Genomic DNA, 23,098 nt, shown 5'->3' with positions numbered 1-23,098 from the left:
ATTCGAGTCCACGACCCCCACCGCCTGGATAACGGCCCGAAGGTCACGGATCGTGCCCCGCGCCGGATCGGCGCGGACCGGTCGCGAGCGCACCGGGGCCTCGCCCACCGGAGATCAGCGACGTTGCTGCACTACGGGATCACCGTGTCGCTCACTGTACGTTCGGTAGGTCACGGAGCGATTGAGGCTGGGCGACCTTCCCGCGACGAACGACCTCGTCGCGGATCCGTTTGGGACATCCGAAAGCCGATCGGCGCCGGATCGCCTCCTTCCCCGGGTGACGCTGCGTGACGAAGATCGGCATGACGGAACTCCGTGACGGGGAGACGTGTGACGGGGATCCGGGTGGCGGGGAACGGCGGGCACCCGGCATCCGTACCACCTACGGGAGGCGCTCATGCGACAGCACACGACCATCCTCGTCCCGGCCGTCCTGGTCCCGGCCGCCGCGCTCCTGGCGGCCTGCTCGTCCTCGCCGTCCCGTGGCGGGGAGGGCCGGACGCCGCCGCCGGCGTCCACCGCCCCGTCCGGGACGCGGAGCGGCGCACCGGGCCCGCCCCGGACCGTCGCCGACGGCCTGAAGGTGCCGTGGGCCGTGGCGTTCCTGCCCGGGGGCGACGCGCTGGTGACGGAACGGGACACCGGCCGGCTCCTGCGCGTCACGCCGTCCGGCCGCAGGACGACCGTCGGCACGGTGCCCGGCGTCGACGCGCAAGGTGAGGGCGGCCTCCTCGGCGTCGCGGTGTCCCCGTCTTTCGGCACCGACCGATTCGTCTACCTGTACTACACGGCGGCGTCCGACAACCGTGTCGTCCGCGCCACCTATGACGGCCGTCTCAGCGATCTGAAGCCGATCGTCACCGGCATCCCCAAGGGTTCCATCCACAACGGCGGGCGCCTGGCGTTCGGGCCCGACAAGATGCTCTACATCAGCACCGGTGAGACCGGCCAGGGCGGCAAGGCGCAGGACAAGAACTCCCTCGCCGGGAAGATCCTCCGCGTCACCCCCGAGGGCGCGCCCGCGTCCGGCAACCCCTTCGGCACCCGCGTCTGGACGTACGGGCACCGCAACGTCCAGGGCCTGGCCTGGGACGGCGCGGGCCGCATGTACGCCACCGAGTTCGGCCAGAACCGCTTCGACGAGATCAACCTGATCCAGAAGGGCCGCAACTACGGCTGGCCCGTGGTGGAGGGCGTCGGCCACCGCAAGGGCTTCACCGACCCGCTCCTGACCTGGACGACCGACGAGGCGTCGCCGTCCGGCCTCGCCTATGCCGGCGGTTCCCTGTGGGCCGCCGCGCTGCGCGGCGAGCGCCTGTGGCAGATCCCGCTCAGCGACGGCAAGGCGGAGCGGCCCATCGCCCGGTTCCAGGGCCGCTACGGACGGCTGCGCGCGGTCGTCAGGGCACCGGACGGCTCCCTGTGGGTGACGACAAGCAACACCGACGGCCGGGGCGACCCCAGACCGGGCGACGACCGCATCCTCGACGTCCCGCTCCGCTGAGCCGCCCCGGCCGCGCCGGACGGATCAGGCGGCGCCGAGCTTCTCCAGGATGAGCTCGCGGGCCCGGCCGGCGTCGGCCTGGCCGCGGGTGGCCTTCATCACGGCGCCGACGAGGGCGCCGGCGGCGGCGACCTTCCCGGCGCGGATCTTGTCGGCCACGTCCGCGTTGTCGGCGATCACCTGGTCGACGACCGAGGCCAGCTCGCCCTCGTCGCTGACGACCTTCAGGCCCCGCGCGGCGACGACCTCGTCCGGGCCGCCCTCGCCCACGAGGACGCCCTCGAACACCTTGCGGGCCAGCTTGTCGTTCAGCTCCCCCGCGGTGATCATCGCCTGCACGCGGGCGACCTGCTCGGGCGTGATCGGCAGGTCGGCCAGCTCGACGCCCTGCTCGGTGGCGCGCCGCGACAGCTCGTTCATCCACCACTTGCGGGCCGCCGGGGCGTCGGCGCCCTGCGCGACCGTCGCCTCGATGAGGTCGACGGCGCCGGCGTTCACGACGTCCCGCAGCTCCAGGTCGGAGAGGTTCCACTCCCGCTGGATGCGGCGGCGGCGCGCGGCCGGAAGCTCCGGCAGCGAGGTCCGCAGCTCCTCCACCCACTCCCGGGACGGCGCCATGGGCACCAGGTCGGGCTCGGGGAAGTAGCGGTAGTCCTGCGCCTCCTCCTTGCTGCGCCCGCTCGTGGTGCGGCCGGTGTCCTCGTGGAAGTGCCGGGTCTCCTGAACGATCTTGCCGCCGGCGTCCAGCACGGCCGCCTGCCGCTCGATCTCCGACCGGACGGCCCGCTCCACCGAGCGCAGCGAGTTGACGTTCTTGGTCTCGGTCCGCGTGCCCCACTCCTGCGCGCCGCGCGGCATGAGCGAGACGTTCACGTCGCAGCGCATCGAGCCCTGCTCCATGCGCACGTCCGAGACGCCGAGCGACCGGACCAGCTCGCGCAGCTCCGTCGCGTAGGCCCGCGCCACCAGCGGCGCCCGGTCGCCGGTCGCGGGGATCGGCTTGGTGACGATCTCCACCAGCGGGATGCCGGCCCGGTTGTAGTCGACCAGGGAGTACTCGGCGCCGTGGATCCGCCCGGTCGAGCCGCCGACGTGCAGCGACTTGCCGGTGTCCTCCTCCATGTGGACGCGCTCGATCCCGATCCGGTAGGTCTCGCCCTCGACCTCGACGTCGAGGTGGCCCTCCACGCAGAGCGGCTCGTCGTACTGCGAGATCTGGAAGTTCTTCGGCATGTCCGGATAGAAGTAGTTCTTCCGGGCGAACCTGCACCACTCCACGATGTCGCAGTTCAGCGCGAGGCCGATCTTGATGATGCCCTCGATCGCGGCGTGGTTGGTGACGGGCAGCGATCCCGGCAGACCCAGGCACACCGGGCACACCTGCGTGTTCGGCTCCGCGCCGAACGCCGTCGGGCACCCGCAGAACATCTTGGACGCGGTGCCGAGCTCGATGTGCGTCTCGATGCCGAGCACCGGCTCGAACTTCGCCAGCGCCTCGTCGTAGTCCATCAGGGCCGGAGTGGTCACTTCGCCTCCACCAGTTCCGGGGCCTTGGCCAGCAGCGGGCCGCCCCAGCGGTCTTCGAGGGCCCGCTCGACGGCGGCGCCGACGCGGTAGACGCGGTCGTCGCCGAGCACGGGGGCCATGATCTGCAGGCCGACGGGCAGGCCGTCCGCGAGGCCGCACGGCACCGAGATCGCGGCGTTGCCGGTGAGGTTGGCCGGGATCGTGCACAGGTCGGCCAGGTACATGGCGATCGGGTCGTCGGCGCGCTCGCCGATCGGGAACGCGGTGGTCGGCGTGGTCGGCGAGACCAGCACGTCCACCTGCTCGAACGCGGCCTCGAAGTCGCGCTTGATCAGCGTGCGGACCTGCTGCGCCTTGCCGTAGTAGGCGTCGTAGTAGCCCGACGACAGCGCGTAGGTGCCGAGCATGATGCGCCGCTTGACCTCGGGCCCGAAGCCCTCGGCGCGGGTCAGCGCCATGACCTCCTCGGCGCTGCGGGTGCCGTCGTCGCCGACGCGCAGGCCGTACCGCATCGCGTCGAAGCGGGCCAGGTTGGACGAGCACTCCGACGGCGCGATCAGGTAGTAGGCGGGCAGCGCGTACGTGAAGTGCGGGCAGGAGACCTCGACGACCTTCGCGCCGAGGGACTCCAGCAGCTCGACCGCCTCGGCGAAGCGCGCGGAGACGCCCGGCTGGTAGCCGTCGCCCGCGAACTCCTTCACGACCCCGACGCGCAGCCCGTTGACGTCGCCGCGGCGCGCGGCCTCCACGACCGGCGGGACGGCCTCGTCCACGGAGGTGGAGTCCATCGGGTCGTGGCCGCTGAACGCCTCGTGCAGCAGGGCCGCGTCGAGGACGTTGCGGGCGAACGGCCCGGGCGTGTCGAGCGAGGACGCGAACGCGATGACGCCGTAGCGGGACGAGCCGCCGTAGGTCGGCTTCATGCCCACGATGCCGGTGACCGCGGCGGGCTGCCGGATGGAGCCGCCGGTGTCGGTGCCGGTGGACAGCGGCGCCTCGTACGCGGCGACCGCCGCGGACGACCCGCCGGACGACCCGCCGGGGATCCGCTCCAGGTCCCACGGGTTGCGGGACGTGAAGTAGGCGCTGTTCTCCGTGGACGAGCCCATCGCGAACTCGTCCATGTTCGTCTTGCCGAGGATCACCAGCCCGGCCTGCCGCAGGCGCGCCGTCACGGTCGCGTCGTACGGCGGCCGCCAGCCCTCAAGGATCTTGGACCCGGCGGTGGTGGGCATGTCCTGGGTGGTGAACACGTCCTTGTGCGCGATGGGGACGCCGGCCAGCGGGCCGAGCTCCTCCCCCGCGGCGCGCCGCTCGTCCACCCTGCGGGCCTGCGCCAGCGTCGTGTCGCGGTCGACGTGCAGGAACGCGTTGATCGCGCCGTCCACCGCCGCGATGCGGTCGAGGTGCGCCTCGGCCACCTCGACGGCCGACGTCTCCCCGGCGGCGATCAGCTCCCCGAGCTCCGCCGCCGTCTTCCTCACCAGCTCACTCACGGGTCATGTCCTTTCTGGGGGGACGACCCCCCAGACCCCCCGGCCGTGCCGCCTGACCGGCGCCCTCCACTCCGCTGCGCTCCGTTACGGGCACCGGTCAGGCCTCCTCGTCCAGGATCCGCGGTACGCGGAAGCGCTGCTCCTCGGCGGCCGGGGCGCCGGCGAGGGCCTGCTCGGGCCGGAGGCACGGCCGCACCTCGTCGGTCCGGTAGACGTTGGTCAGCGGGAGCGCGTGGGAGGTGGGCGGGATGTCCTCCGCGGCGACCTCCTGCACCCGCGCGACCGCGGAGATGATCTGGTCGAGCTGGGCGGCGAGATGGTCGAGCTCATCGTCGCCGAGCGCCAGCCGGGACAGCCGGGCGAGATGCGACACCTCGTCGCGGGTGATGGCGGACATTCGAGAAACCGTTCGTGCGATGAAGTGGGTTCACCGCCATCCTATGGGGCCGCGCCCCCGCGGCCCGACTTGTTTACGGGGGCGCGCCCGCGAGAGGCCGGCGCGGGCCGGGGCGGGGCCGAGCAGGTCGCCCGTTTCATTCCCGCAGGGAGGGAACGCTACTTCCGTCCACCCCCGGGACGAGGAGAGGAGACCGCCGTGACCATCGGCGGCAGCATCGCCCTGATCATCATCGGCGCGATCCTGGCATACGCAGTCAACTACGACATCAGCGGCATCGACATCCGGCTGGTCGGCGTGATCCTGATGATCGGCGGCCTGATCGGCCTGGTCGTCGGCATCGTGCGGATCATGTCCGCCAGGCGCGCGGTCACCCGCCGTCCCCCGCCGGCCGCCGTGCGCGAGGAGTACTACGAGGACGACTACGAGGCCCGCCGCCGCTACTGACCGCGGGCGGCACTGAACGCGGGCACCGCCGCGAGACCCCGCGACCGGCAGCGGAGGAAGCGCCGTCTTCCAGCAGGACGACGCCCTGCCCCAGGGCGCCTGCGCGAAGGCGGCGCTCCGCCGCGCGAAGACACCTCCGCAGCATGCCGGGTCAGGCGCCTCCGGGGGCCTTCACCGACGGGACCGCGACCGAGTACAGCCAGTCGGTCGCGGCGGCGGCGTCCATGGGGCGGCAGAAGTGCCAGCCCTGCGCGGCGTCGCAGCCCATCTCGCGGAGCCGCTCGGCGATCGCGGGGTCCTCGACGCCCTCGGCCACCGAGCGCAGGCCGAGGGTGCGGACGAGGTCGACGATCGAGCGGACGATGACGGCGTCGTCGGGCGAGTCGGCCAACCGCCGCACGAACGAGGAGTCGATCTTGATCTCCTCGACCGGCAGCCGCTTGAGCCGGACGAGCGAGGAGTAGCCGGTGCCGAAGTCGTCCAGGCTGAGCGGGATGCCGAGCTCGGCGAGGGCGCCCACGGTGTCGGAGGCGTAGGCGGGCTCGTTCATCAGGATGCGCTCGGTGATCTCCAGCTGGAGCGCGGCCGCGGGCAGGCCGCGGGCGAGCAGGCCCTCCTCGATGACCTCGGTGAGGCCGGTGTCGAGCAGGTCGCGCCCCGAGGCGTTCACCGCGACCTGGACGGGCATGTCGGCCCGCCACCACGCGGCCGCCTGGGCGAGCGCGGCCTCCACCACGTAGTGGGTGATCGAGCGCATCAGGTAGGTCTGCTCGGCGACCGACAGGAACGCCTCCGGCTCCAGGAGGCCCTTGTCGGGGTGGCGCCAGCGCAGCAGCGCCTCCATGCCGACGAGGTGGCCGTCCCGCAGCGAGATCTTCGGCTGGTAGAACAGCTCCAGTTCGGAGCGGTCGAGGGCGCGGCGCAGGTCGCCGAGCATGCTGAGCCGAGCCGGGGAGTTGCGGTCCTTGCCGGGCGAGTAGGTCTCGACGCCGGTCCGGGCCTCCTTGGCGTTGTACATGGCCACGTCGGCGCGTTGCAGCAGCAGCTCGAAGTCGGGCGCGTGGTCGGGGAACAGCGCGATGCCGACGCTGGCCTCCAGGTCGAACGACATGCCGTCCAGCCGGACGGGTTCGGAGAGCGCGGCGCGCAGCCGGGCGGCGACCTCGCGGGCGGCGGCCTCGTCCCGCACGGTGGGCAGCAGCACCGCGAACTCGTCGCCGCCGAGCCGCGCGACGAGGTCGCCGGGGCGGACGCTGTGGGTGAGCCGGTGCGCGACGATCTGCAGCAGCCGGTCGCCGGTGGGGTGCCCGAGGGTGTCGTTGACCTCCTTGAACCGGTCGAGGTCGAGGAGGAACAGCCCGGCGCGCTGGTCGGGCGGCTCGGCCGCCTTGCGCCGCCGGGACCCGAGGCCCGCCGCGCGCGGCCGCCGCCGTTCCGCGCCGCGCGCCTCGGCGAGCGCCTCCTCGGTGCGGACGATCAGCAGCTTGCGGTTGGGCAGTCCGGTCAGCCCGTCGTGCAGCGCCTGGTGCTCGCGCCGGACCGAGACGGAGGCGTTCAGGTAGACGGCGATGAACGGCAGGACGATGAGCGGCACGAAGACGGCGGACCGGTCCATCGCGATGACCATCAGCGGGGCGAGGCCGAGCAGCGCCAGGTGGACGAGCACCTGGTAGGCGAGGTCCCAGCGGAGCGCCTTGAGGAGCGACACGCGGGAGTGCAGCGCGACGGCGGCGCCGACGAGGGTGTCGTTGCAGGCGAAGTAGACGGCGCCGGCGAGCGCGATGGCCGGCAGGTCGGAGCCGTGCGGAACCCACAGCTGAGACGGGGTGGCGACGTCGCCGGACAGCGCGAGGACGAACTGGGCGGCGGCGAGGCTGAGGGTGTACTGGGCGACGTTGAAGGCGATGCGGTGCGGGGAGCGGGCGCGGAAGATCCCGCAGGTGACCACGGCGACGGCCTGGAGGGCGGCGGCGATGGGCAGCCCCGCGTACAGCAGCGCGGCGAACGAGAACGTGGTCGAGGTGGTGGCGCCGTTGTTCTCGGTGGAGCCGGGCGTGATGATCGGGCGCAGCTCGCCGAAGATGATGAAGCAGCCGAGGATCCAGAAGACCGGGTTGCCGGCGAGCGCGTCCAGGTCGGCGCGGCTCAGCCCGGAGAACGCGGTGACGCCGGCGGCGAGGCCGAGCAGGATGACGACGACGAAGTAGATCCACAACGGGGAGCCACGGCGTGGCGCCGTGTTCCGCGTGTTGTTCGGGTCCTTCATCACATCCTCGGGGGGCTTCGGGGGGCCGTCCCCCGGCACCGGGCGTCCCCGACCTCGGGGGACGCCCCCCGGGTGTTACGTCCGGAGATTTCAGGTGTGGGTCGTGATGTGAGGGAGGGTACGGCCTTTGCTCAACTTCGCGAAACCGGTTGGGTACGTTCCGTTATTTCCTTTCCGCACCCGTCCCTCGTCGCTGGGTAGTGGAAGTGTACCCCTGAGTAACGCAACCCTGGTCGAAACCCCCGTAACCACGCCGTGTTAGGCCTCGGCGCGCATAGTTACGTTTTTGGCCGCATCTGGCCCATCGGACAGCAGGACCCGGAATCCCTCCTCCTCCAGGACCGGTACGCCCAACTTGACCGCCTTGTCGTATTTCGACCCGGGACTGTCGCCGACGACCACGAAGCCCGTCTTCTTCGACACCGACCCGGACACCTTCCCGCCGAGCCGCTGCACCGCCTCGGTCGCCGAGTCGCGGCTGAACCCCTCCAGCGACCCGGTGATGACCACCGTGACGCCCTCCAGCGGGCGCGGGCCCTCGGCGCCCTCGTCCTGCATCCGGACCCCGGCGGCCCGCCACTTGTCGACGATCTCGCGGTGCCAGTCCTCCTCGAACCACCTCTTGATCGACGCGGCGATGGTCGGCCCGACGCCGTCGACCGCCGCGAGCTCCTCCTCCGTCGCGCCGGCGATCGCGTCCATCGAGCGCATCTCGCGCGCGAGGTCCTGGGCGGCGGACGGCCCCACGTGCCGGATCGACAGCGCCACCAGCACCCGCCACAGCGGCTGCCGCTTGGCCTTCTCCAGCTCCTCGAAGAGGATCTCGACCGTCTTCTTCGGCTCGCCCTCCTTGTTGGCGAAGAACGACACCACCTTCGGCTCGCCGGTCTTCGGGTCGGTCTTCACCGTCCCGGTCCGCTGGTCGAGGACGAGGCTTCTGATCGGGAGCAGCCGGTCGACCGTGAGGTGGAACAGGTCGCCCTCGTTCTTCACCGGGGGGTCGCTCGGCTCCAGCGGCTGGGTGAGCGCGGTAGCCGCGACGTAGCCGAGCGCCTCGATGTCGAGCACCTTGCGGCTCGCCAGGTAGAACAGGCGCTCGCGCAGCTGGCCGGGGCAGCTCCTGGCGTTCGGGCAGCGGATGTCGACGTCGCCCTCCTTCTCGTACGCCAGCTCCGTCCCGCACTCGGGGCAGGTCTCGGGCATCGTGAACTCGCGCTCGGAGCCGTCGCGCAGCCCCGTCACCGGCGCGACGATCTCGGGGATGACGTCGCCCGCCTTCCGCAGCACGACCGTGTCGCCGATCAGGACGCCCTTGCGCTTGACCTCGCTCGCGTTGTGCAGCGTCGCCCGCTCGACCGTGGACCCCGCCACCTTGATCGGCTCCATCACCCCGTACGGGGTGACGCGCCCCGTCCGGCCCACGCCGACCTTGATGTCGAGGAGCTTGGTGTTGACCTCCTCCGGCGGGTACTTCCACGCGATCGCCCAGCGCGGCGCGCGGCTCGTCGACCCGAGCCGCCGCTGCAGCGCGAACTGGTCGACCTTGACCACGACGCCGTCGATCTCGTACGCGGTGCCGTGCCGGTCGTCGCCGTACTCCGCGATGTACTCGCGGACGGCGTCGAGCCCGCCGACGACCTTGTAGCGGTCGCTGACCGGCAGGCCCCACCCGCGCATCAGCTCGTAGGCGCCGGACTGGCTGTCGGGCTGCTTCCCGCCCCGCCACGCGCCGAACCCGTGGACGAGCATGCCGAGCGGCCGGTGCGCGGTGACCCGCGGGTCCTTCTGCCGCAGCGAGCCCGCCGCCGCGTTGCGCGGGTTGGCGAAGGGCTCCTTGCCCGCCTCCAGCTGGGCCGCGTTGACCTGCTCGAACCCCTCGACCGGCAGGAAGACCTCGCCGCGGACCTCCAGCACGTCCGGCCAGCCGTCGCCCGCGAGCCGGGACGGGATGTCGGCGATGGTGCGGACGTTGTTGGTGACGTCCTCGCCCGTGCGCCCGTCGCCGCGGGTGACCCCGCGCGTGAGCCGCCCCTTCTCGTAGGTCAGCGCGATCGCCAGGCCGTCGATCTTCAGCTCGCACAGGTAGCCGGCGACCTCGCCGACCTCCTTGACGACGCGCTCGTCCCAGGCGAGCAGCTCGTCGGCGCTCATCGCGTTGTCGAGGCTCTGCATCCGCTCCAGGTGCTGGACGGTCGCGAAGTCGGTGACGATGGGCGCGCCGACCTTCTGCGTCGGCGAGTCGGGCGTGACCAGCTCGGGATGCCGCTCCTCCAGCTCGCGGATCTCCCGCATCATCCGGTCGTAGTCAGCGTCGGAGAGCGTCGGCTGGTCGAGGACGTAGTACCGGTAGTTGGCCTCGTCGAGCCGCTCGCTCAGCTCCTTGTGGCGCTGCCGCGCCTCGGTCGGAACGCCGTCGCTCATGGTCATGCCCCCATTCTCGCCAACGGGACCGACAATATGAGCCCTCGGCGCGCCCTCCTAGAGGGCGGCTTCGTACAGCATCCGGGCCGTGTCGCGGCAGCGCTTGAGGGCCGTGCGGACGTAGCGCGGCGACGCGCCGGCCATCCCGCACGCCGGAGTGACCACGACCTGCTCCGCCAGCCGCTCGGCCGGGAACCCGAGCCGCCGCCACAGGTCCCGCACCGGCTCGGCGGTCTCCTTCAGGGACGGCAGCGCCGCGTCGGTCGCGGGCACCGCGCCGAGGAGCAGCCCGATCCCCGCGTCGATCGCCTCTCCCACCGCGTCGTCGTCGCGCTTCGGCACCAGCCGCAGGTCGACCGAGAGCGCCTTCGCCCCGGCGCCGCGCAGCAGCCCGTACGGGACGTTCCGGGCGCAGCAGTGCACGACGGGGTAGGCGTCCGCCGCTTCGATCACCGTGCGCAGGGCCTCCTCGGCCACCGGCTCCTCGATCGCCCGGAGCCGCGAGAACCCGCTGGCGGTCGGGACCGTCCCGGCGAGCGCGGCGGGCAGGCCGGGCTCGTCCAGCTGGAGGACGACCTGCGCGGCGGGCAGCCGCCGCCGGACGTCCGCGACGTGCGCGGCCACGCCCTCGGCCAGCGAGGCGACCAGGTCGCGGACGGCGCCCGGGTCCTTCAGCGCCCGGTCGCCGTGCCGCAGCTCGATCGACGCGGCCAGCGTCCACGGACCGCACACCTGGATCTTGAACGGGCCGTCGTGGCCGCCCGCGACCTCCTCCAGGACGTCCAGGTCGCGGGCGAGGTGGTCGCGGGAGCGCAGCGTGTCGCGTCCCGGGCGGTCGGAGAACCGCCAGCCGGACGGCTCCAGGTGCACGGGCATGTCGACCAGCAGCCCGGCGGTCCGCCCCGCGAGGTCGGCGCCTGGCCCGCGCGCGGGCAGCTCGGGCAGGTGCGGCAGCTCGGGCAGCTCGCCGAGGACGACCCGCAGCGCCTCGGCGGGATCGTCCCCCGGATAGGACCCGACGCCGGTCGCCGTCCCGGCCTGCCACGGATAGCTCGTCACCCTGGAAACCCTATCCGCGCTGCGATCGGCCAAGCGCCGCGACCACCGCCGCGCCGCGATCCCAGGTGCGCCGCGGACGGCTCAAGGCCGCGAGAACATCGGCGCGAACCGCATGCGTCCGCTCCGGGGTCGTGTCGCCGGAGCCCGGTCAGGCGGGGACGCGGGCGGTGTCGGCGATCGTCGCCGACGCGAGGACGCGGTCGCCGTCGTACAGGACGGCGGCCTGGCCGGTCGCCACGCCCCGTGCGGGGGCGGCCAGCCGGACGCGCAGCTCGTCGCCGGCCTGCTCGGCCGTGCAGTCGTAGACCTCGCCGTGCGCGCGGAGCTGGACCTGGCAGTCGAACCGGCCCTCCCGGGCGTCGGCTAGCCACACCGGGCGCTCACCGGTGATCTCGTGGACGTCCAGCGACTCGCGCGGCCCCACCGTCACCGTGTTCGTGACCGGCGAGATGTCCAGGACATAGCGGGGCCGCCCGTCCGGCGCCGGGGTGCCGATCCGCAGGCCCCTGCGCTGGCCGATCGTGTAGGCGTAGGCGCCGTCGTGCTCGCCGACCTCGTTGCCGTCGGTGTCGACGATCGGGCCGGGCGCCGTCCCCAGCCGCTCGGCCAGGAAGCCGCGCGTGTCGCCGTCGGCGATGAAGCAGATGTCGTGGCTGTCGGGCTTGTCGGCGACCTGGAGGCCGCGCCGCTCGGCCTCCCGGCGGATGTCGGCCTTGGAGGTGTCGCCGAGCGGGAACAGCGCGTGCGCGAGCTGCTCGGGCGTGCAGACGGCCAGCACGTAGGACTGGTCCTTGGCCTCGTCGACGCCGCGGCGCAGGACGCCGCCGTCCAGCCGCGCGTAGTGGCCGGTGCAGACGGCGTCGAACCCGAGCGCCATCGCGCGGTCCAGCAGCGCCGCGAACTTGATCTTCTCGTTGCAGCGCAGGCACGGGTTCGGGGTGCGTCCCGCCGCGTACTCGCTGACGAAGTCCTCCACCACGTCCTTGTGGAAGCGCTCGGCGAGGTCCCACACGTAGAACGGGATGCCGATCACGTCGGCGGCGCGGCGGGCGTCCCGGGAGTCCTCCAGGGTGCAGCATCCGCGCGCCCCCGTCCGGTAGGACTGCGGGTTGCTGGAGAGGGCCATGTGGACGCCGGTCACGTCGTGCCCGGCCTCGGCGGCGCGGGCGGCGGCCACGGCGGAGTCGACGCCGCCCGACATGGCGGCTAGTACGCGAAGAGCCATAGTCCTTCGAGCGTACGCGGCGTGGCCCGGTCTCCCGACGTCATTTCCGCGTACGATTGGGGCCGCTATGGGAATCTTCCGCCGCCCGCGCGAGGCGTCCGCCGCCGCACCGCCCGCCATCAGCGAGTTCTGGGAGTGGTGGGCGCAGGCCCGCCCGACGATCGAGGCCTCGCTGGCCGCCGCACCCGAGCGGTCCGAGGAGGCCGAACCGGGCGTGCCCGGCGAGGGCCTGTCGGCCGAGGCGGTGGAGGAGCTGTCCCGCCGCGTCCACAAGATCCACCCCCGGCTCCAGTGGGAGATCGGCGGCGCCGACGACCGGAACCCCTCGCTCACCGTGACCGGCGGCGGCGACCCCGAGCTGCGCGGGCTGACCGAGCGGTGGGTGCGCTCCGCGCCGACCGGCTCCGCGGCCGCCGGCTGGAGCTTCCACCCGTCCCGCCAGGCCGATCCGGAGATGCTCGGCCAGGACCTCATCCTCGGCGACCACGAGTTCGACCTGGAGTACGTCCGGCTCGGCATGCGCGCCGACGCCGACCGCGCCCGCGTGCACATCACGGCCTACCACCCCGACTTCCTGTTCGTCTCCGAGGAGCAGCAGCTCCAGGTCGCGCTGAACGTGCTGCACTGGGCTCTCGGCGAGGACGACGTGGCCCGCTGGATCGGCGAGGTCTCGATCGCGACCGAGGCGCCGATCGACGCGCTGCCGCCGTCCATGCTGTCCGCGGTGGTCGAGCAGATCTCCGAGCCGTTCTCCGAGCCCGCCTGGCTGACCGGCGAGGGCCGCACCCCGCGCGGCCACCCCGCCCGCCTCGGCGCCCGGTTCCCGCTGCACCGGCAGGACTACCCGCTCTGCGACCTGCACGTGGCGATCACCGTCCCGTACGCCAACAGCAACCCCGACCGGCTCCCCGTCGAGCCGTCGTCGGGCGCCCTGCGCGCGTTCGAGAAGAAGCTCGCCAAGCTCGGCGACCGCGCCGTCCTCGCCGTCCAGGAGACCGGCGACGGCCTGCGCGTCTTCCACCTGTACGCCGACCCCGACTCCGGCGTCATCTCCGAACTCGACCAGCTCGCCGCCGGCTGGCCGGAAGGCAAAGCGAAGGTAGCCTCCACCAACGACCCAGGCTGGAAGGCCCTAGCCCCCTACCAGCCGTAATTCCCAGGGGGGCGACCCCCTGGAACCCCCGTTACGAGCCGGGCGATCCTCACGCCACGGTGCCGGTTTCCGTGCCCGTGCAGGTTTTCGTCGTGTCGCTGCGGTCGCCCGGCTCGACGGGCAGGCGCGTTCCGCTCGCTGCGCTCGCTCCACGCGCCTGCCCGTGACCGGGGTCAGGGTTCAAGCCTGCGGGTCGGGCTAGTTGCTTGCGTCTACCTTGCGGTAGCGGGCTTCGCAGAAGCTGTAGAGGCCGAATGTGAGGACGCCTAGGGCTATGGCCGCCAGGCCCCAGGGGCCGGCGGGGGTGGAGGCGAACTCGCGGAGGGTGCCGTCCAGGCCCTGGGCCTTGTCGGGCTGGAAGGTCAGGGCCGAGTAGGCGAGGAAGGCGCCGACGGCGCCGCCGACGAGGCCGCGGGCGACGTTGCCGACGATCGCGAGGGGCTTCACGATGCGCCGGGCGGTGTCGCCCATCTCCCAGCCTTTCAGGTCCTTCATGAACTTCCGGCGGAGGGCGTGCGCGACCATGAAGACGCCCCAGGCGATGAAGCCCGCCGCGACCGCGAGGACCAGCCAGCGGCCGCCGGGCGCCTCCATGAGGCGCGCGGTGTAGGTCTTGGACTGCTGGTCGCTCGACGAGCCGTGGTGGCCGAACAGGAACGCGAGGGTCGCCGCGAACGCGGACGCGTAGACGACCGCGCGTCCGGCCGAGCCCAGGCGCTTGGTCGCCTTGTCGCCGTCCGGGACGGGACGGCCGAAGAGGGCCTCCGCCACCTGCCAGAGGACGAGCGCGGCGAAACCGGCCGCCATCAGCCCGATGAGGACCAGGCCGCCCGGTTTGTCGGCGATGGCCTCCAGCGCGCCCTTGCGGTCGGCCTCCTTCCCGCCGCCGCCGAAGGCGACTTGGAGGGCCATCCAGCCGATGAGGAGGTAGAGGAGGCCGCGCGCGACCAGTCCCACCCGCGACATGTGGTGGAACCAGGGGTGTCCCGCAGCCTGCCTGAGTCCGTGGCTCACGTCCGTCGTCACGGCCACGCTGTCCCCGTTCAAGGGGAGGTCAAACAAGCGTCAGCTGAGCCCGGCGCGCCTGGCGCGCTCGACGACCGGGCCGATGGCGTCGGCGAGGGCCTTCACGTCGGCCTCGGTGCTGGTGTGGCCGAGGGAGAAGCGCAGCGAGCCGCGGGCGCGCTCGGCGCCCGCGTCCATGGCGACGAGGACGTGGCTGGGCCGCGAGACGCCCGCCGAGCACGCCGAGCCGGTGGAGCAGGCGATGCCGCGCGCGTCCAGCAGCATGAGCAGGGCGTCGCCCTCGCAGCCGGGGAAGGAGAAGTGGGCGTTGCCGGGGAGGCGGTCGTCGGGGTCGCCGTTCAGGACCGCCTCGGGGACGGCGGCGCGCACGGCGGCGATCAGCTCGTCGCGCAGCCCGGCGAGGCGGCGCGCCTCGGCCTCGCGGCGGGCGACCGCGACCTGGACGGCGGCGGCGAACCCGGCGATGGCGGGGGTGTCGAGCGTCCCGGAGCGGACGTCGCGCTCCTGGCCGCCGCCGTGCAGCAGCGGCACCGGGTCGAGGAACACCGGCGGCTTCGGCTTGGCCAGCAGCAGGGCGCCGACGCCGATCGGGCCGCCGAGCTTGTGGCCGGTGATGGTCAGCGCCTGCGCGCCGCTCGCCGCGAAGCCGACGGGCAGCTGCCCCGCGGCCTGGACGGCGTCGGTGTGCAGCGGCACGCCGCGCTCGCCCGCGGCGGCGGCCAGGTCGGCGACGGGCTGGACGGTGCCGACCTCGTTGTTGGCCCACATCACGGTGGCGAGCGCCACGTCGTCGCCGGAGCCGAGCACCTCGCGCAGCGCTTCGGGGGTGACGCGGCCCAGACCGTCCACCGGGACGACGTCGACGCGGGCGTCCTCGTGGTCGGCGAGCCACTGGACCGAGTCCAGGACGGCGTGGTGCTCGACGGCGCCGACGAGCACGCGGGTGCGGGACGGGTCGGCGGCGCGGCGCGCCCAGTAGACGCCCTTGACGGCGAGGTTGTCGGCCTCGGTGCCTCCGGAGGTGAACACGACCTCGCTCGGCCGGGCGCCGAACGCCTCGGCGATGACCTCGCGGGACTCCTCGACGACGCGCCTGGCCCGCCGGCCCACGGCGTGCAGCGAGGAGGGGTTGCCGAGCTCGCGCAGCTCCGCCGTCATCGCCTCGATGGCCTCGGGCAGCATCGGGGTGGTCGCCGCATGGTCGAGGTAGGTCACCACGCGGACAACAGTATCCGCGCCCTTCGTGTTCCCTTCCGGGGCCCTGGGGAACGCTCGGAACACGCCCGCGACGGGCCGGAATAGCGGCGGGGCCCCCGCTGTTGGCCCGTATACCGTCCAGCCGGTACAGTAAGGACGTCATGAAACGGGAAGCCCTCTTGGACGCCGCCGAGTCCGTGCTCTTCGAGCAGGGGACGCAGGCGCTGACGCTCAGCGCGGTCGCCGACCGCGCCGGCGTCAGCAAGGGAGGGCTGCTCTACCACTTCCCCACCAAGGAGGCGCTCGTCCGGGCGATGGTGGCGCGGGTGATCGAGGAGTTCGACGCCCTGATCGCCGCCTACGACGACGGCACGCCCGGGTCCTACACCCGCGCGTACGTCGAGGCCACGTTCGAGATCCTCACCGGCGAGGCCCGCGCCTACCGGCGGTGGTCGGCCATCACGGCCGTCGCCGCCGATCCGGAGCAGGCCGAGCCGCTGAACGAGGCGATGCGCCGCTGGCACGGCCGCGATCCCGCGGACGATCCCGACCCCGGCACCGCCGCGGTCGTCAGGCTGGCGGCCGAGGGCCTCTGGGAGGTGGTCAGCCATGACCCCGCGCTGTACGACGGCGCGCAGCTCGACGCGCTGAAACAGCGGCTCCTGGGGCTGCTGGAGCGCTGACGCCGGGGCGCCGCGCGCCCCACCCGAACCTCCGGAACCTCCGGACCTGGACGCTCCCGACCCGCAGCGGTTTGGAGCGTTCCATGACGCATGTCACACGCCGCGGCACGTCCCCCGACGCCCGCCGCACCACCGGGGTGCGCCCCGCCCAGCCGAGAAAGAGGTGAACAATGCTGTTCCGTGCCCGTTCGGGGACGTTCCTGACCTTCGCACTGGCCGGTCTGCTGACCGGAGTGTGGGTGGCGCGCATGCCCGCGCTGGCCGGCAAGTTCGGGACGAACGAGGGTGAGATCGGCATCGTCGTCCTCGTCTGGGGAGTCGGCGCGATCGCGGCCATGCAGGCGCTGCGCGGCGTGATGGCGCGGGCCGGCAGCCGCACCGTCCTGCGGGTCGCCCTGCCGCTGACCGCGGTGTCCTACGCGGCCGTCGCGCTCGCCCCCACCTACGGCGTGCTCCTCGGCGCGGTCGCGCTGTTCGGCATGACGTTCGGGATCACCGACATCGCGATGAACGCGCAGGGCAGCGTCGTCGAGCAGGCGTACCGCCGGTCCGTCATGAGCGGCATGCACGCCGGCTGGTGCGTCGGCGCGATGAGCGGCGGCCTGTTCGGCGTCGCGACGGCCGCGGCCGGCTTCGGGTTCACCGAGACCGTGCTGACCGCCGCGCTGCTGTCGCTGCCCGCCGCCCTCGCGCTCGGCCGCACCTACCTGCCCGACCCCGCCGCGCCGGCCGCGTCCGGGACGGGGCGCAAGGCGCGCCGGCTGCCGCCCGCCGTCTACCTGATCGGCGTCCTCGCGTTCATCGCGTTCATGACCGAGGGGTCGATCGCCGACTGGAGCGGGCTGCTCCTGCACGAGGAGCTCGGCGCCACCGAGGCCGTCGCCGCGGCCGGCTATCCGGTGTTCGAGCTGGCGATGCTGCTCGGGCGGCTCGTCGGCGACCGCGTCCGGATGCGGGTCGGCACCCGCCGGCTGCTGGTCGGCGCGGGCCTCGGCACCGCGGCGGGCATGACCGTCGTCGTGCTGGCGCCCGTCCCGGCGGTGGCGATCGCCGGGTTCTTCGTGACCGGCCTCGTGGTCTGCACGGTCGTCCCGACGACGATCTCGCTGGCGGGCTCGGCCGCGCCGGACCGTCCCGCCGCGGCCGTGGCCCAGGTCGGCGCGATGGGCTACGGCGGCCTGCTGCTCGGCCCCGTCGTGGTCGGCTTCCTGTCGGAGGCGACGTCCCTGCGGGTCGGCGTCGGCGTGGTCGTCGTCCTGGCGCTGCTGATCGCGGCGGGCGCCCGGTACGCGCCGCTGCGCGCGACCGCGGACGTGACCGTCCCCGCCCCGGCCCCCGAGCCGGCCGCGGAGGCCCCGGTGCCGGGCGACGCTCGACCGGAACCCGTCGCCGCCTGAGGCCGCCATCCGATATAACCCCTTCCAGAACGGGCGGACAGGGGGCGGTATGGGCGACTGGCGGGTTCCGGGCTACACCGAGCTGCGGGTGCTCGGCGAGGGCGCACAGGGTCGCGTCGTGCTCGCGCGGCACGACGCGACGGGCCGCCCGGCCGCGATCAAGTACCTGTCGGCGTCCCTCACCCGGGACGCGGAGTTCCGCGACCGTTTCCGCGGCGAGGCCGAGCTGCTCGGCCGGCTGCGCAACCCGTTCGTCGCCCAGCTCTTCGGCCTCGTCGAGACGCCGGACGGCGCGGCGATCGTCATGGAGGCGGTGGACGGGGCGCCGCTGAAGTCGGTGCTCGCCGAGCGGGGGCCGCTGGCGCCGGAGGCCGCGCTGGCGCTCCTCAAGGGCTCGCTGCTCGGCCTCGCCGCCGCCCACGGCCTCGGGATCGTCCACCGCGACTACAAGCCCGCCAACGTGATCGTGCGCGGCGACGGGCTGAGCAAGCTGATCGACTTCGGAATCGCGGTGGACGCGGGCGCGTCCGGCCGCTCCGGGACGCCCGTCTACATGGCGCCGGAGCAGTGGCGGAACGAGCCCGCCTCCCCCGCCACCGACGTGTACGCGGCGGCGTGCGTGTTCTTCGAGTGCGTCACGGGGCGCCGCCCCTACACCGCCGAGGACCAGGCCGGGCTGATGGGCCGCCACCTCACGGCCCCGATCCCGGTGGCGGACGTCCCCGGACCGCTCCGCCCGCTGATCGAGCGGGGGCTGGCGAAGGACCCGTGGGAGCGGCCGATGGGCGCCGCCGCGTTCGTCTCCGAGCTGGAGTCGGTCGCGGCGGGCGCGTACGGGCCCGACTGGGAAGGGCGCGGCGTCCGCACGCTCGCGGGGACCGCCGCCGCGCTGTCGATGCTGTTCCCGCTGACCGCGCTCGGCCTCGGCTCCGGCGGCGCCTCGGCGGGGGCCGCCGGAGCGGCGGGCGCGGCCGGGTCGGCCGGAGCCGCGGGCTCCGCGGGGGCCGCCGGGGCGGCCGGGTCGGGCGCGGCCGGAACGGGCGGCGCCGGCGCGGCGGGCGCGGCGGGCAAGGGCGTCATCGGCACGCTCGGCGCGAAGGGCGCCGTCGCCGTCGCGGGAGGCGCCGCCGCGGTCGCCGTGGGCGGCGGGGCGGCGGTGTACGTGGCGGTGGCCGACCAGGCTCCCAAGGCGAAGCCATTCGTGGCGCAGCTGGCCGCTCTCAGCGAGCCGCGGCAGGACCTCGGCGGCGGCAAAACGTTCCAGGCGCAGGGCCAGGTCGTGCGGGTGACGGGCGGGGACGCCGCGCTCAACCGGAAGATCAACCAGGCGCTCCGGGCACCGCTCGAACAGCGCTGGGCCAAGACGCGCAACGGGTTGCAGTCCGGCGGCCGCGGTCCCTACACCGACGTCGTGACGCCGAAGATCCTGCTGCGCAGCGACCGGCTGCTGTCGGTCTGGTACACCGTCGAGCTGCGCGGCGAGCGCGGGACGGGCTGGGACCAGTCCCAGGCGGCGACCGTCGACCTCAGGACGGGCGCGTCCTACAAACCGCTCGACCTGTTCCGCGTCCCGACCGAGCAGGGCCTCAAGCCGCTGGACGGCAGGGTCAAGGCGCACCAGCCCGGGGGGGTCTACTGCTACAGCGACCAGCCGCGCGACGGCGGCTTCCAGCCACGGGGCACCGACAACCCGTCCGCGTTCGTCAAGTCCGGCGAGGTCACCATGGCGCTCACCCCGACGGGCCTGCGCGTGGCCTTCTACGGCTCGACCCTGGGATACGAGTCGGCGTGCGGCCTGCGCGACTCCGTCCTGCCCTACGCCGAGGTCGACGACATGCTCAAGCCCTCGCTGCTGAAAGCCGTCCCGTACCCGTCGCCGAAGCGCTCCTGAACGCGGACGGCCCGGCGACGCGAGCGTCGCCGGGCCGTCCGCGCGGGATCACTTGCGCTTGCTGATCTCCTCGGTGAGCTGCGGCGCGACCTGGAACAGGTCGCCCACCACGCCGTAGTCGACGAGCTCGAAGATCGGCGCCTCGGGGTCCTTGTTGATGGCGACGATGGTCTTCGAGGTCTGCATGCCGGCCCGGTGCTGGATGGCGCCGGAGATGCCGACCGCGACGTAGAGCTGCGGCGACACCGTCTTGCCGGTCTGGCCGACCTGGAACGAGTGCGGGTACCAGCCGGCGTCGGTCGCGGCGCGGGAGGCGCCGACGGCCGCGCCGAGCGAGTCGGCCAGCCCCTCGATGATCTTGAAGTTCTCGGCGCCGCCGACGCCGCGGCCGCCGGAGACCACGATCGCGGCCTCGGTCAGGTCCGGGCGCTCGCCCTTCTCCTGGACGACCTTCTCCACGATCCGGGCGCCCTTGTCGGCGTCCGAGAGCGCGACCGACACCTGCTCCTCGGCCGGGGTGGCCGGGGCCGCCTCGGGGGCGACGGAGTTCGGCCGCACGGCGATGATCGGCGTGCCCGTCTTCACCTTGGCGTGCGCGATGATCCCGCCGCCGAAGATGGAGTGCTCGGCGACGAAGCCGTCGGCGACGTCCACGACGTCGGTGAGCACGCCGGAGCCGGTCTTGACGGCCAGGCGGCCCGCGATCTCCTTGCCCTCGCCGGTCGCGGCCACCAGCACCGCGGCCGGGGACTTCTCGCTCACGAGCTGGGCCAGCAGCGCGGCCTTCGGGGCGACGACGTAGGAGGTGAGCTCCTCGTCGGCGGCCACGTAGACCTTGCCGGCGCCGTACTCGGCGAGCCTGTCCTTGGCGTTCTCGTAGCCCGGGCCGACCCATACGGCGGCGGCCTCGCCGAGCCGGTTCGCCAGCGTCAGCAGTTCGAGCGTGACCTTCTTGACCTCACCGTCGACGTGGTCGACGAGGACGAGAATCTCGGCCATGGTTGCAATCCCCTTCCTCGGTCAGACGAACTTCTTCGACGCGAGGAACTCGGCGATCTTCGCACCGCCGTCGCCCTCGTCGGTGACGATCTCGCCCTTCGCGCGCGGCGGCGCCTCGGCGAAGTCGACCACCTCGGTCGCGGCGTTCGCCAGGCCGACCTGGGACGCGTCGATGCCGGCGTCGCCGAGGCCGAGCGTCTCGACCGGCTTCTTCTTGGCCGCCATGATCCCCTTGAACGAGGGGTAGCGCGGCTCGTTGATCTTCTCCACGACGGACACCACCGCGGGCAGGGTGGCCTCGACCCGGTCGAAGCCGTAGTCGGTCTGCCGCTGCACCTTGATGGACGTGCCGTCGATCTCGACCTTGTTGGCGAGCGACAGCTGCGGGACCCCGAGCCGCTCGGCGAGCATCGCGGCGAGCACGCCGGTGCGCGCGTCGGTGGACTCCGCGCCGAGGATCACCAGGTCGAAGCCGGTGCGGCCGAGCGCCTGCTGCAGCGCGTAGGAGGTCTGCAGCGCGTCCGATCCGGCCAGCCCGTCGTCGACGAGGTGGACGGCCTTGTCGGCGCCCATCGCCAGCGACTTGCGGATGGAGTCGGTGGCCTTGTCGGGGCCCATGGTGAGGACGGTCACCTCGCCGCCCTGGGCCTCCTTGATGCTCAGCGCCTCTTCGATCGCGTACTCGTCGAGTTCGTTGATCACGCCGTCCGCCGCGGCGCGGTCGAGCGTGCTGTCATCGGACTTCAGCTTGCGCGGGCTCTCCGTATCGGGAACCTGCTTCACCAGGACGACGATGTTCATGGCCGGTGGCCGACCTCCCTGCACTCAGTTGGCCGCTGAGGTAAGCGGCAGAGGGGCGCCGCCCATGACGGGTCGACGCGGACATGCGCTTTCGAAGTCACAGCCTGCCAAACACCCGAACGCGCTTCGGAGCCGGGTCCCCGGTTGGGCCGTGCACGATAATGTTACTCGTCGGTAGCCTACTGGCAAATCCCAGTTCGTGAGACCTTACCCACGTGTGCGGCGGGTTTGGGGGTCATGCGCCGTCCCGAATCGGACGTGTCGGGCATCACGCCTCACACCCTGTTGACGGCGTGCTGGAGGCGGTCCATGGAGCTCTCCAGCGTCCGCTGCAGGCCGTAGGTCGGGGAGAAGCTCGGCGTCATCGTCATGGCGCCGACGCCGACGAGCAGGCACAGCACGCCGAGCCCCACGACCGCGGCGGCGACGGCCCGCGGCCGCAGCGCCACCGGCAGGAACATCCGCTCCAGCTGGCGCCGCGGGGCGCTGACGCCCGGCGCCGTCCACAGCACCGCGGCCCCGGCTCCGGCGCCGAAAGCACAGGCGGTGAGGGAGTCGAGCTTCCCGCCGACCGCCGACGCCGCGGCGAGCCCGAGCGGGACGGCGACCGTGAAGGCCGCCGCGTAGGGGACGGTCAGCAGCGTCCGCCCGAGCGCCCACGCCCAGCCGCGCGCCGTCGTGCCCGCGACGCGCAGCAGCGTCACCGCGACCAGCGTCAGGGCGAGCCCCGCGATCGGCAGCATGATCACGACACCGACGCCCGCCACGACCACCAGGGCCGCGAGCAGCCGAGCCCAGCCCTGCGCCACCGCCATCTCGTGCGCCGCCGTCTCCCGCGCCCCGTCGGAGGCGATGCGCTCCCCGGCGGGCCCGCTCGGCCGCTCGGCCGCGAACGTCCCAGGGGCGGAAGGGGCCGCGGTGGGAGGCCCGCCGGCGGGACGGGCGGAGGGGGCGGCAGGGAGCTTCAGCCGGGACGCCGCCTCCGCCAGTTCGGCCGCGGCCGGACGGGTGGCGGGGTCGGGATGCGAGGCGGCCGCCACCAGGGGGCGCAGGTCGGCGGGCAGCGCGTCGGCGGGCGCGTCCGGACGGCCGGTGGCGGCGAACGCCACCGTGGCGGCCCATGCGCGGACGTCGTCGGCGGCGTCGGCGCCCGCGGTCAGCGCGAAGTCGACGACGACCGGAGCGTCGTCCACGACCAGGACGGTTCCCGGCCCCAGCTCGCCATGGGCGAGGCCGGTCAGGTGGATGGCGGCCAGGGCCTTGGCCAGCCCGAAGGCCATGCGGCGCAGCGCGTCCCCCGACATCGGCCCCTGGCCGGCGACCGTCTCCGCGAGCGGCCGTCCGGGCACGAACCGGAAAACCACGTACGAGCGGGGGCCGGCGGCCTCGCCGTCCAGGACGTCGGCCACGTAGGGGCTGAGCACTTCGCGCATCCGCGCCACGTCGGGGGCGGCTCCCGGCGGGAGGAGCCTGATCGCCACATCGCGGCCGTCGGGGCCCGCGGCGCGGTGGACGCCACCGGTTCCGCCGCCCAGCCTGGACAGCAGCCGGTACGGACCGATGTGCGCCTGATGGCTCGTCTCGCCGCTCATATGGGTCGCCACCATAC

Annotated in this window: 18 protein-coding genes; 6 read left to right on the top strand and 12 right to left on the bottom strand. The window is 73.3% G+C overall.

Features of this window, described 5'->3' with window-relative positions:
- The first annotated feature begins 397 nt into the window (after positions 1-397).
- A complete protein-coding gene (locus ABWI07_RS36110; protein WP_353821311.1) occupies positions 398-1,504 on the top strand; it encodes a PQQ-dependent sugar dehydrogenase in 1,107 nt (368 codons plus the stop codon).
- Between the two features lie 24 nt (positions 1,505-1,528).
- Here ABWI07_RS36110 and gatB read toward each other — a convergent pair whose 3' ends face one another.
- The 3 genes from gatB to gatC form a co-directional block, all read right to left on the bottom strand.
- Positions 1,529-3,013 carry an Asp-tRNA(Asn)/Glu-tRNA(Gln) amidotransferase subunit GatB gene (gatB, locus tag ABWI07_RS36105; protein ID WP_353821331.1) on the bottom strand — a complete coding sequence of 495 codons (1,485 nt, stop codon included), beginning with the start codon at positions 3,011-3,013 and terminating at the stop codon, positions 1,529-1,531.
- Positions 3,014-3,027: 14 nt separating this feature from the next.
- The gene (gene gatA, locus ABWI07_RS36100; RefSeq protein WP_149257897.1) at positions 3,028-4,527 is read right to left on the bottom strand and encodes an Asp-tRNA(Asn)/Glu-tRNA(Gln) amidotransferase subunit GatA; all 1,500 of its coding nucleotides are present in this window, start codon (positions 4,525-4,527) and stop codon (positions 3,028-3,030) included.
- A 97-nt stretch (positions 4,528-4,624) separates the two neighbouring features.
- A complete protein-coding gene (gatC, locus tag ABWI07_RS36095; RefSeq protein ID WP_149257898.1) occupies positions 4,625-4,924 on the bottom strand; it encodes an Asp-tRNA(Asn)/Glu-tRNA(Gln) amidotransferase subunit GatC in 300 nt (99 codons plus the stop codon).
- Between the two features lie 198 nt (positions 4,925-5,122).
- Between gatC and ABWI07_RS36090 the strand changes: the two genes are divergently transcribed.
- A complete protein-coding gene (locus ABWI07_RS36090; RefSeq protein ID WP_353821310.1) occupies positions 5,123-5,371 on the top strand; it encodes a DUF6458 family protein in 249 nt (82 codons plus the stop codon).
- 151 nt (positions 5,372-5,522) lie between these two features.
- Here ABWI07_RS36090 and ABWI07_RS36085 read toward each other — a convergent pair whose 3' ends face one another.
- From ABWI07_RS36085 to mnmA, 4 genes are all read right to left on the bottom strand, one after another.
- The gene (locus tag ABWI07_RS36085; RefSeq protein WP_149257900.1) at positions 5,523-7,637 is read right to left on the bottom strand and encodes a putative bifunctional diguanylate cyclase/phosphodiesterase; all 2,115 of its coding nucleotides are present in this window, start codon (positions 7,635-7,637) and stop codon (positions 5,523-5,525) included.
- Between the two features lie 258 nt (positions 7,638-7,895).
- On the bottom strand, positions 7,896-10,064 hold the full coding sequence (gene ligA, locus ABWI07_RS36080; protein ID WP_353821309.1) for an NAD-dependent DNA ligase LigA: 2,169 nt from the start codon (positions 10,062-10,064) through the stop codon (positions 7,896-7,898).
- 51 nt (positions 10,065-10,115) lie between these two features.
- The gene (locus tag ABWI07_RS36075; protein WP_149257902.1) at positions 10,116-11,117 is read right to left on the bottom strand and encodes a methionine synthase; all 1,002 of its coding nucleotides are present in this window, start codon (positions 11,115-11,117) and stop codon (positions 10,116-10,118) included.
- Positions 11,118-11,265: 148 nt separating this feature from the next.
- Complete coding sequence (gene mnmA, locus ABWI07_RS36070) at positions 11,266-12,342, bottom strand: tRNA 2-thiouridine(34) synthase MnmA (RefSeq protein WP_149257903.1); 1,077 nt, start codon at positions 12,340-12,342, stop codon at positions 11,266-11,268.
- A 67-nt stretch (positions 12,343-12,409) separates the two neighbouring features.
- Between mnmA and ABWI07_RS36065 the strand changes: the two genes are divergently transcribed.
- On the top strand, positions 12,410-13,495 hold the full coding sequence (locus tag ABWI07_RS36065) for a DUF695 domain-containing protein (RefSeq protein WP_353821308.1): 1,086 nt from the start codon (positions 12,410-12,412) through the stop codon (positions 13,493-13,495).
- A gap of 198 nt (positions 13,496-13,693) precedes the next feature.
- On the opposite strand, the gene ABWI07_RS36060 is transcribed toward ABWI07_RS36065, so the two are convergent.
- Positions 13,694-14,461, bottom strand: a complete 768-nt coding sequence (locus tag ABWI07_RS36060; RefSeq protein ID WP_353821307.1) for a DUF1206 domain-containing protein — start codon at positions 14,459-14,461, stop codon at positions 13,694-13,696.
- A 99-nt stretch (positions 14,462-14,560) separates the two neighbouring features.
- The gene (locus ABWI07_RS36055) at positions 14,561-15,736 is read right to left on the bottom strand and encodes a cysteine desulfurase family protein (RefSeq protein ID WP_149258089.1); all 1,176 of its coding nucleotides are present in this window, start codon (positions 15,734-15,736) and stop codon (positions 14,561-14,563) included.
- A 143-nt stretch (positions 15,737-15,879) separates the two neighbouring features.
- Here ABWI07_RS36055 and ABWI07_RS36050 point away from each other — a divergent pair, with 143 nt between their 5' ends.
- From ABWI07_RS36050 to ABWI07_RS36040, 3 genes are all read left to right on the top strand, one after another.
- Positions 15,880-16,401 carry a TetR/AcrR family transcriptional regulator gene (locus ABWI07_RS36050; protein ID WP_149257906.1) on the top strand — a complete coding sequence of 174 codons (522 nt, stop codon included), beginning with the start codon at positions 15,880-15,882 and terminating at the stop codon, positions 16,399-16,401.
- A gap of 170 nt (positions 16,402-16,571) precedes the next feature.
- Positions 16,572-17,798 (top strand): MFS transporter, encoded by a 1,227-nt coding sequence (locus ABWI07_RS36045; protein WP_353821306.1) that lies wholly within the window; start codon positions 16,572-16,574, stop codon positions 17,796-17,798.
- A gap of 49 nt (positions 17,799-17,847) precedes the next feature.
- Positions 17,848-19,689, top strand: coding sequence for a serine/threonine-protein kinase (locus ABWI07_RS36040; protein ID WP_353821305.1), 1,842 nt, complete (start codon positions 17,848-17,850; stop codon positions 19,687-19,689).
- A 48-nt stretch (positions 19,690-19,737) separates the two neighbouring features.
- Here ABWI07_RS36040 and ABWI07_RS36035 read toward each other — a convergent pair whose 3' ends face one another.
- The 3 genes from ABWI07_RS36035 to ABWI07_RS36025 form a co-directional block, all read right to left on the bottom strand.
- A complete protein-coding gene (locus ABWI07_RS36035) occupies positions 19,738-20,688 on the bottom strand; it encodes an electron transfer flavoprotein subunit alpha/FixB family protein (protein ID WP_149257909.1) in 951 nt (316 codons plus the stop codon).
- Positions 20,689-20,709: 21 nt separating this feature from the next.
- The gene (locus ABWI07_RS36030) at positions 20,710-21,489 is read right to left on the bottom strand and encodes an electron transfer flavoprotein subunit beta/FixA family protein (RefSeq protein ID WP_149257910.1); all 780 of its coding nucleotides are present in this window, start codon (positions 21,487-21,489) and stop codon (positions 20,710-20,712) included.
- Positions 21,490-21,764: 275 nt separating this feature from the next.
- A complete protein-coding gene (locus ABWI07_RS36025; protein WP_353821304.1) occupies positions 21,765-23,081 on the bottom strand; it encodes a hypothetical protein in 1,317 nt (438 codons plus the stop codon).
- Between the last annotated feature and the right edge of the window lie 17 nt (positions 23,082-23,098).

Origin of the sequence: Actinomadura sp. NPDC000600, from assembly GCF_040492135.1 — a bacterium.
Classification (GTDB): domain Bacteria; phylum Actinomycetota; class Actinomycetes; order Streptosporangiales; family Streptosporangiaceae; genus Spirillospora.
This window is presented reverse-complemented; position numbering and strand designations above follow the sequence as displayed.

Excerpts from the sequence above, each read along its gene's own strand:
- ABWI07_RS36110 (WP_353821311.1), top strand. The coding sequence starts at position 398 with ATGCGACAGCACACGACCATCCTCGTCCCGGCCGTCCTGGTCCCGGCC.
- ABWI07_RS36060 (WP_353821307.1), bottom strand. The coding sequence starts at position 14,461 with ATGTCGCGGGTGGGACTGGTCGCGCGCGGCCTCCTCTACCTCCTCATC.
- ABWI07_RS36040 (WP_353821305.1), top strand. The coding sequence starts at position 17,848 with ATGGGCGACTGGCGGGTTCCGGGCTACACCGAGCTGCGGGTGCTCGGC.
- ABWI07_RS36065 (WP_353821308.1), top strand. The coding sequence starts at position 12,410 with ATGGGAATCTTCCGCCGCCCGCGCGAGGCGTCCGCCGCCGCACCGCCC.
- ABWI07_RS36045 (WP_353821306.1), top strand. The coding sequence starts at position 16,572 with ATGCTGTTCCGTGCCCGTTCGGGGACGTTCCTGACCTTCGCACTGGCC.
- ABWI07_RS36035 (WP_149257909.1), bottom strand. The coding sequence starts at position 20,688 with ATGGCCGAGATTCTCGTCCTCGTCGACCACGTCGACGGTGAGGTCAAG.
- ABWI07_RS36085 (WP_149257900.1), bottom strand. The coding sequence starts at position 7,637 with ATGAAGGACCCGAACAACACGCGGAACACGGCGCCACGCCGTGGCTCC.
- mnmA (WP_149257903.1), bottom strand. The coding sequence starts at position 12,342 with ATGGCTCTTCGCGTACTAGCCGCCATGTCGGGCGGCGTCGACTCCGCC.
- gatB (WP_353821331.1), bottom strand. The coding sequence starts at position 3,013 with ATGGACTACGACGAGGCGCTGGCGAAGTTCGAGCCGGTGCTCGGCATC.
- ligA (WP_353821309.1), bottom strand. The coding sequence starts at position 10,064 with ATGACCATGAGCGACGGCGTTCCGACCGAGGCGCGGCAGCGCCACAAG.
- gatC (WP_149257898.1), bottom strand. The coding sequence starts at position 4,924 with ATGTCCGCCATCACCCGCGACGAGGTGTCGCATCTCGCCCGGCTGTCC.
- ABWI07_RS36030 (WP_149257910.1), bottom strand. The coding sequence starts at position 21,489 with ATGAACATCGTCGTCCTGGTGAAGCAGGTTCCCGATACGGAGAGCCCG.
- ABWI07_RS36050 (WP_149257906.1), top strand. The coding sequence starts at position 15,880 with ATGAAACGGGAAGCCCTCTTGGACGCCGCCGAGTCCGTGCTCTTCGAG.
- ABWI07_RS36025 (WP_353821304.1), bottom strand. The coding sequence starts at position 23,081 with ATGAGCGGCGAGACGAGCCATCAGGCGCACATCGGTCCGTACCGGCTG.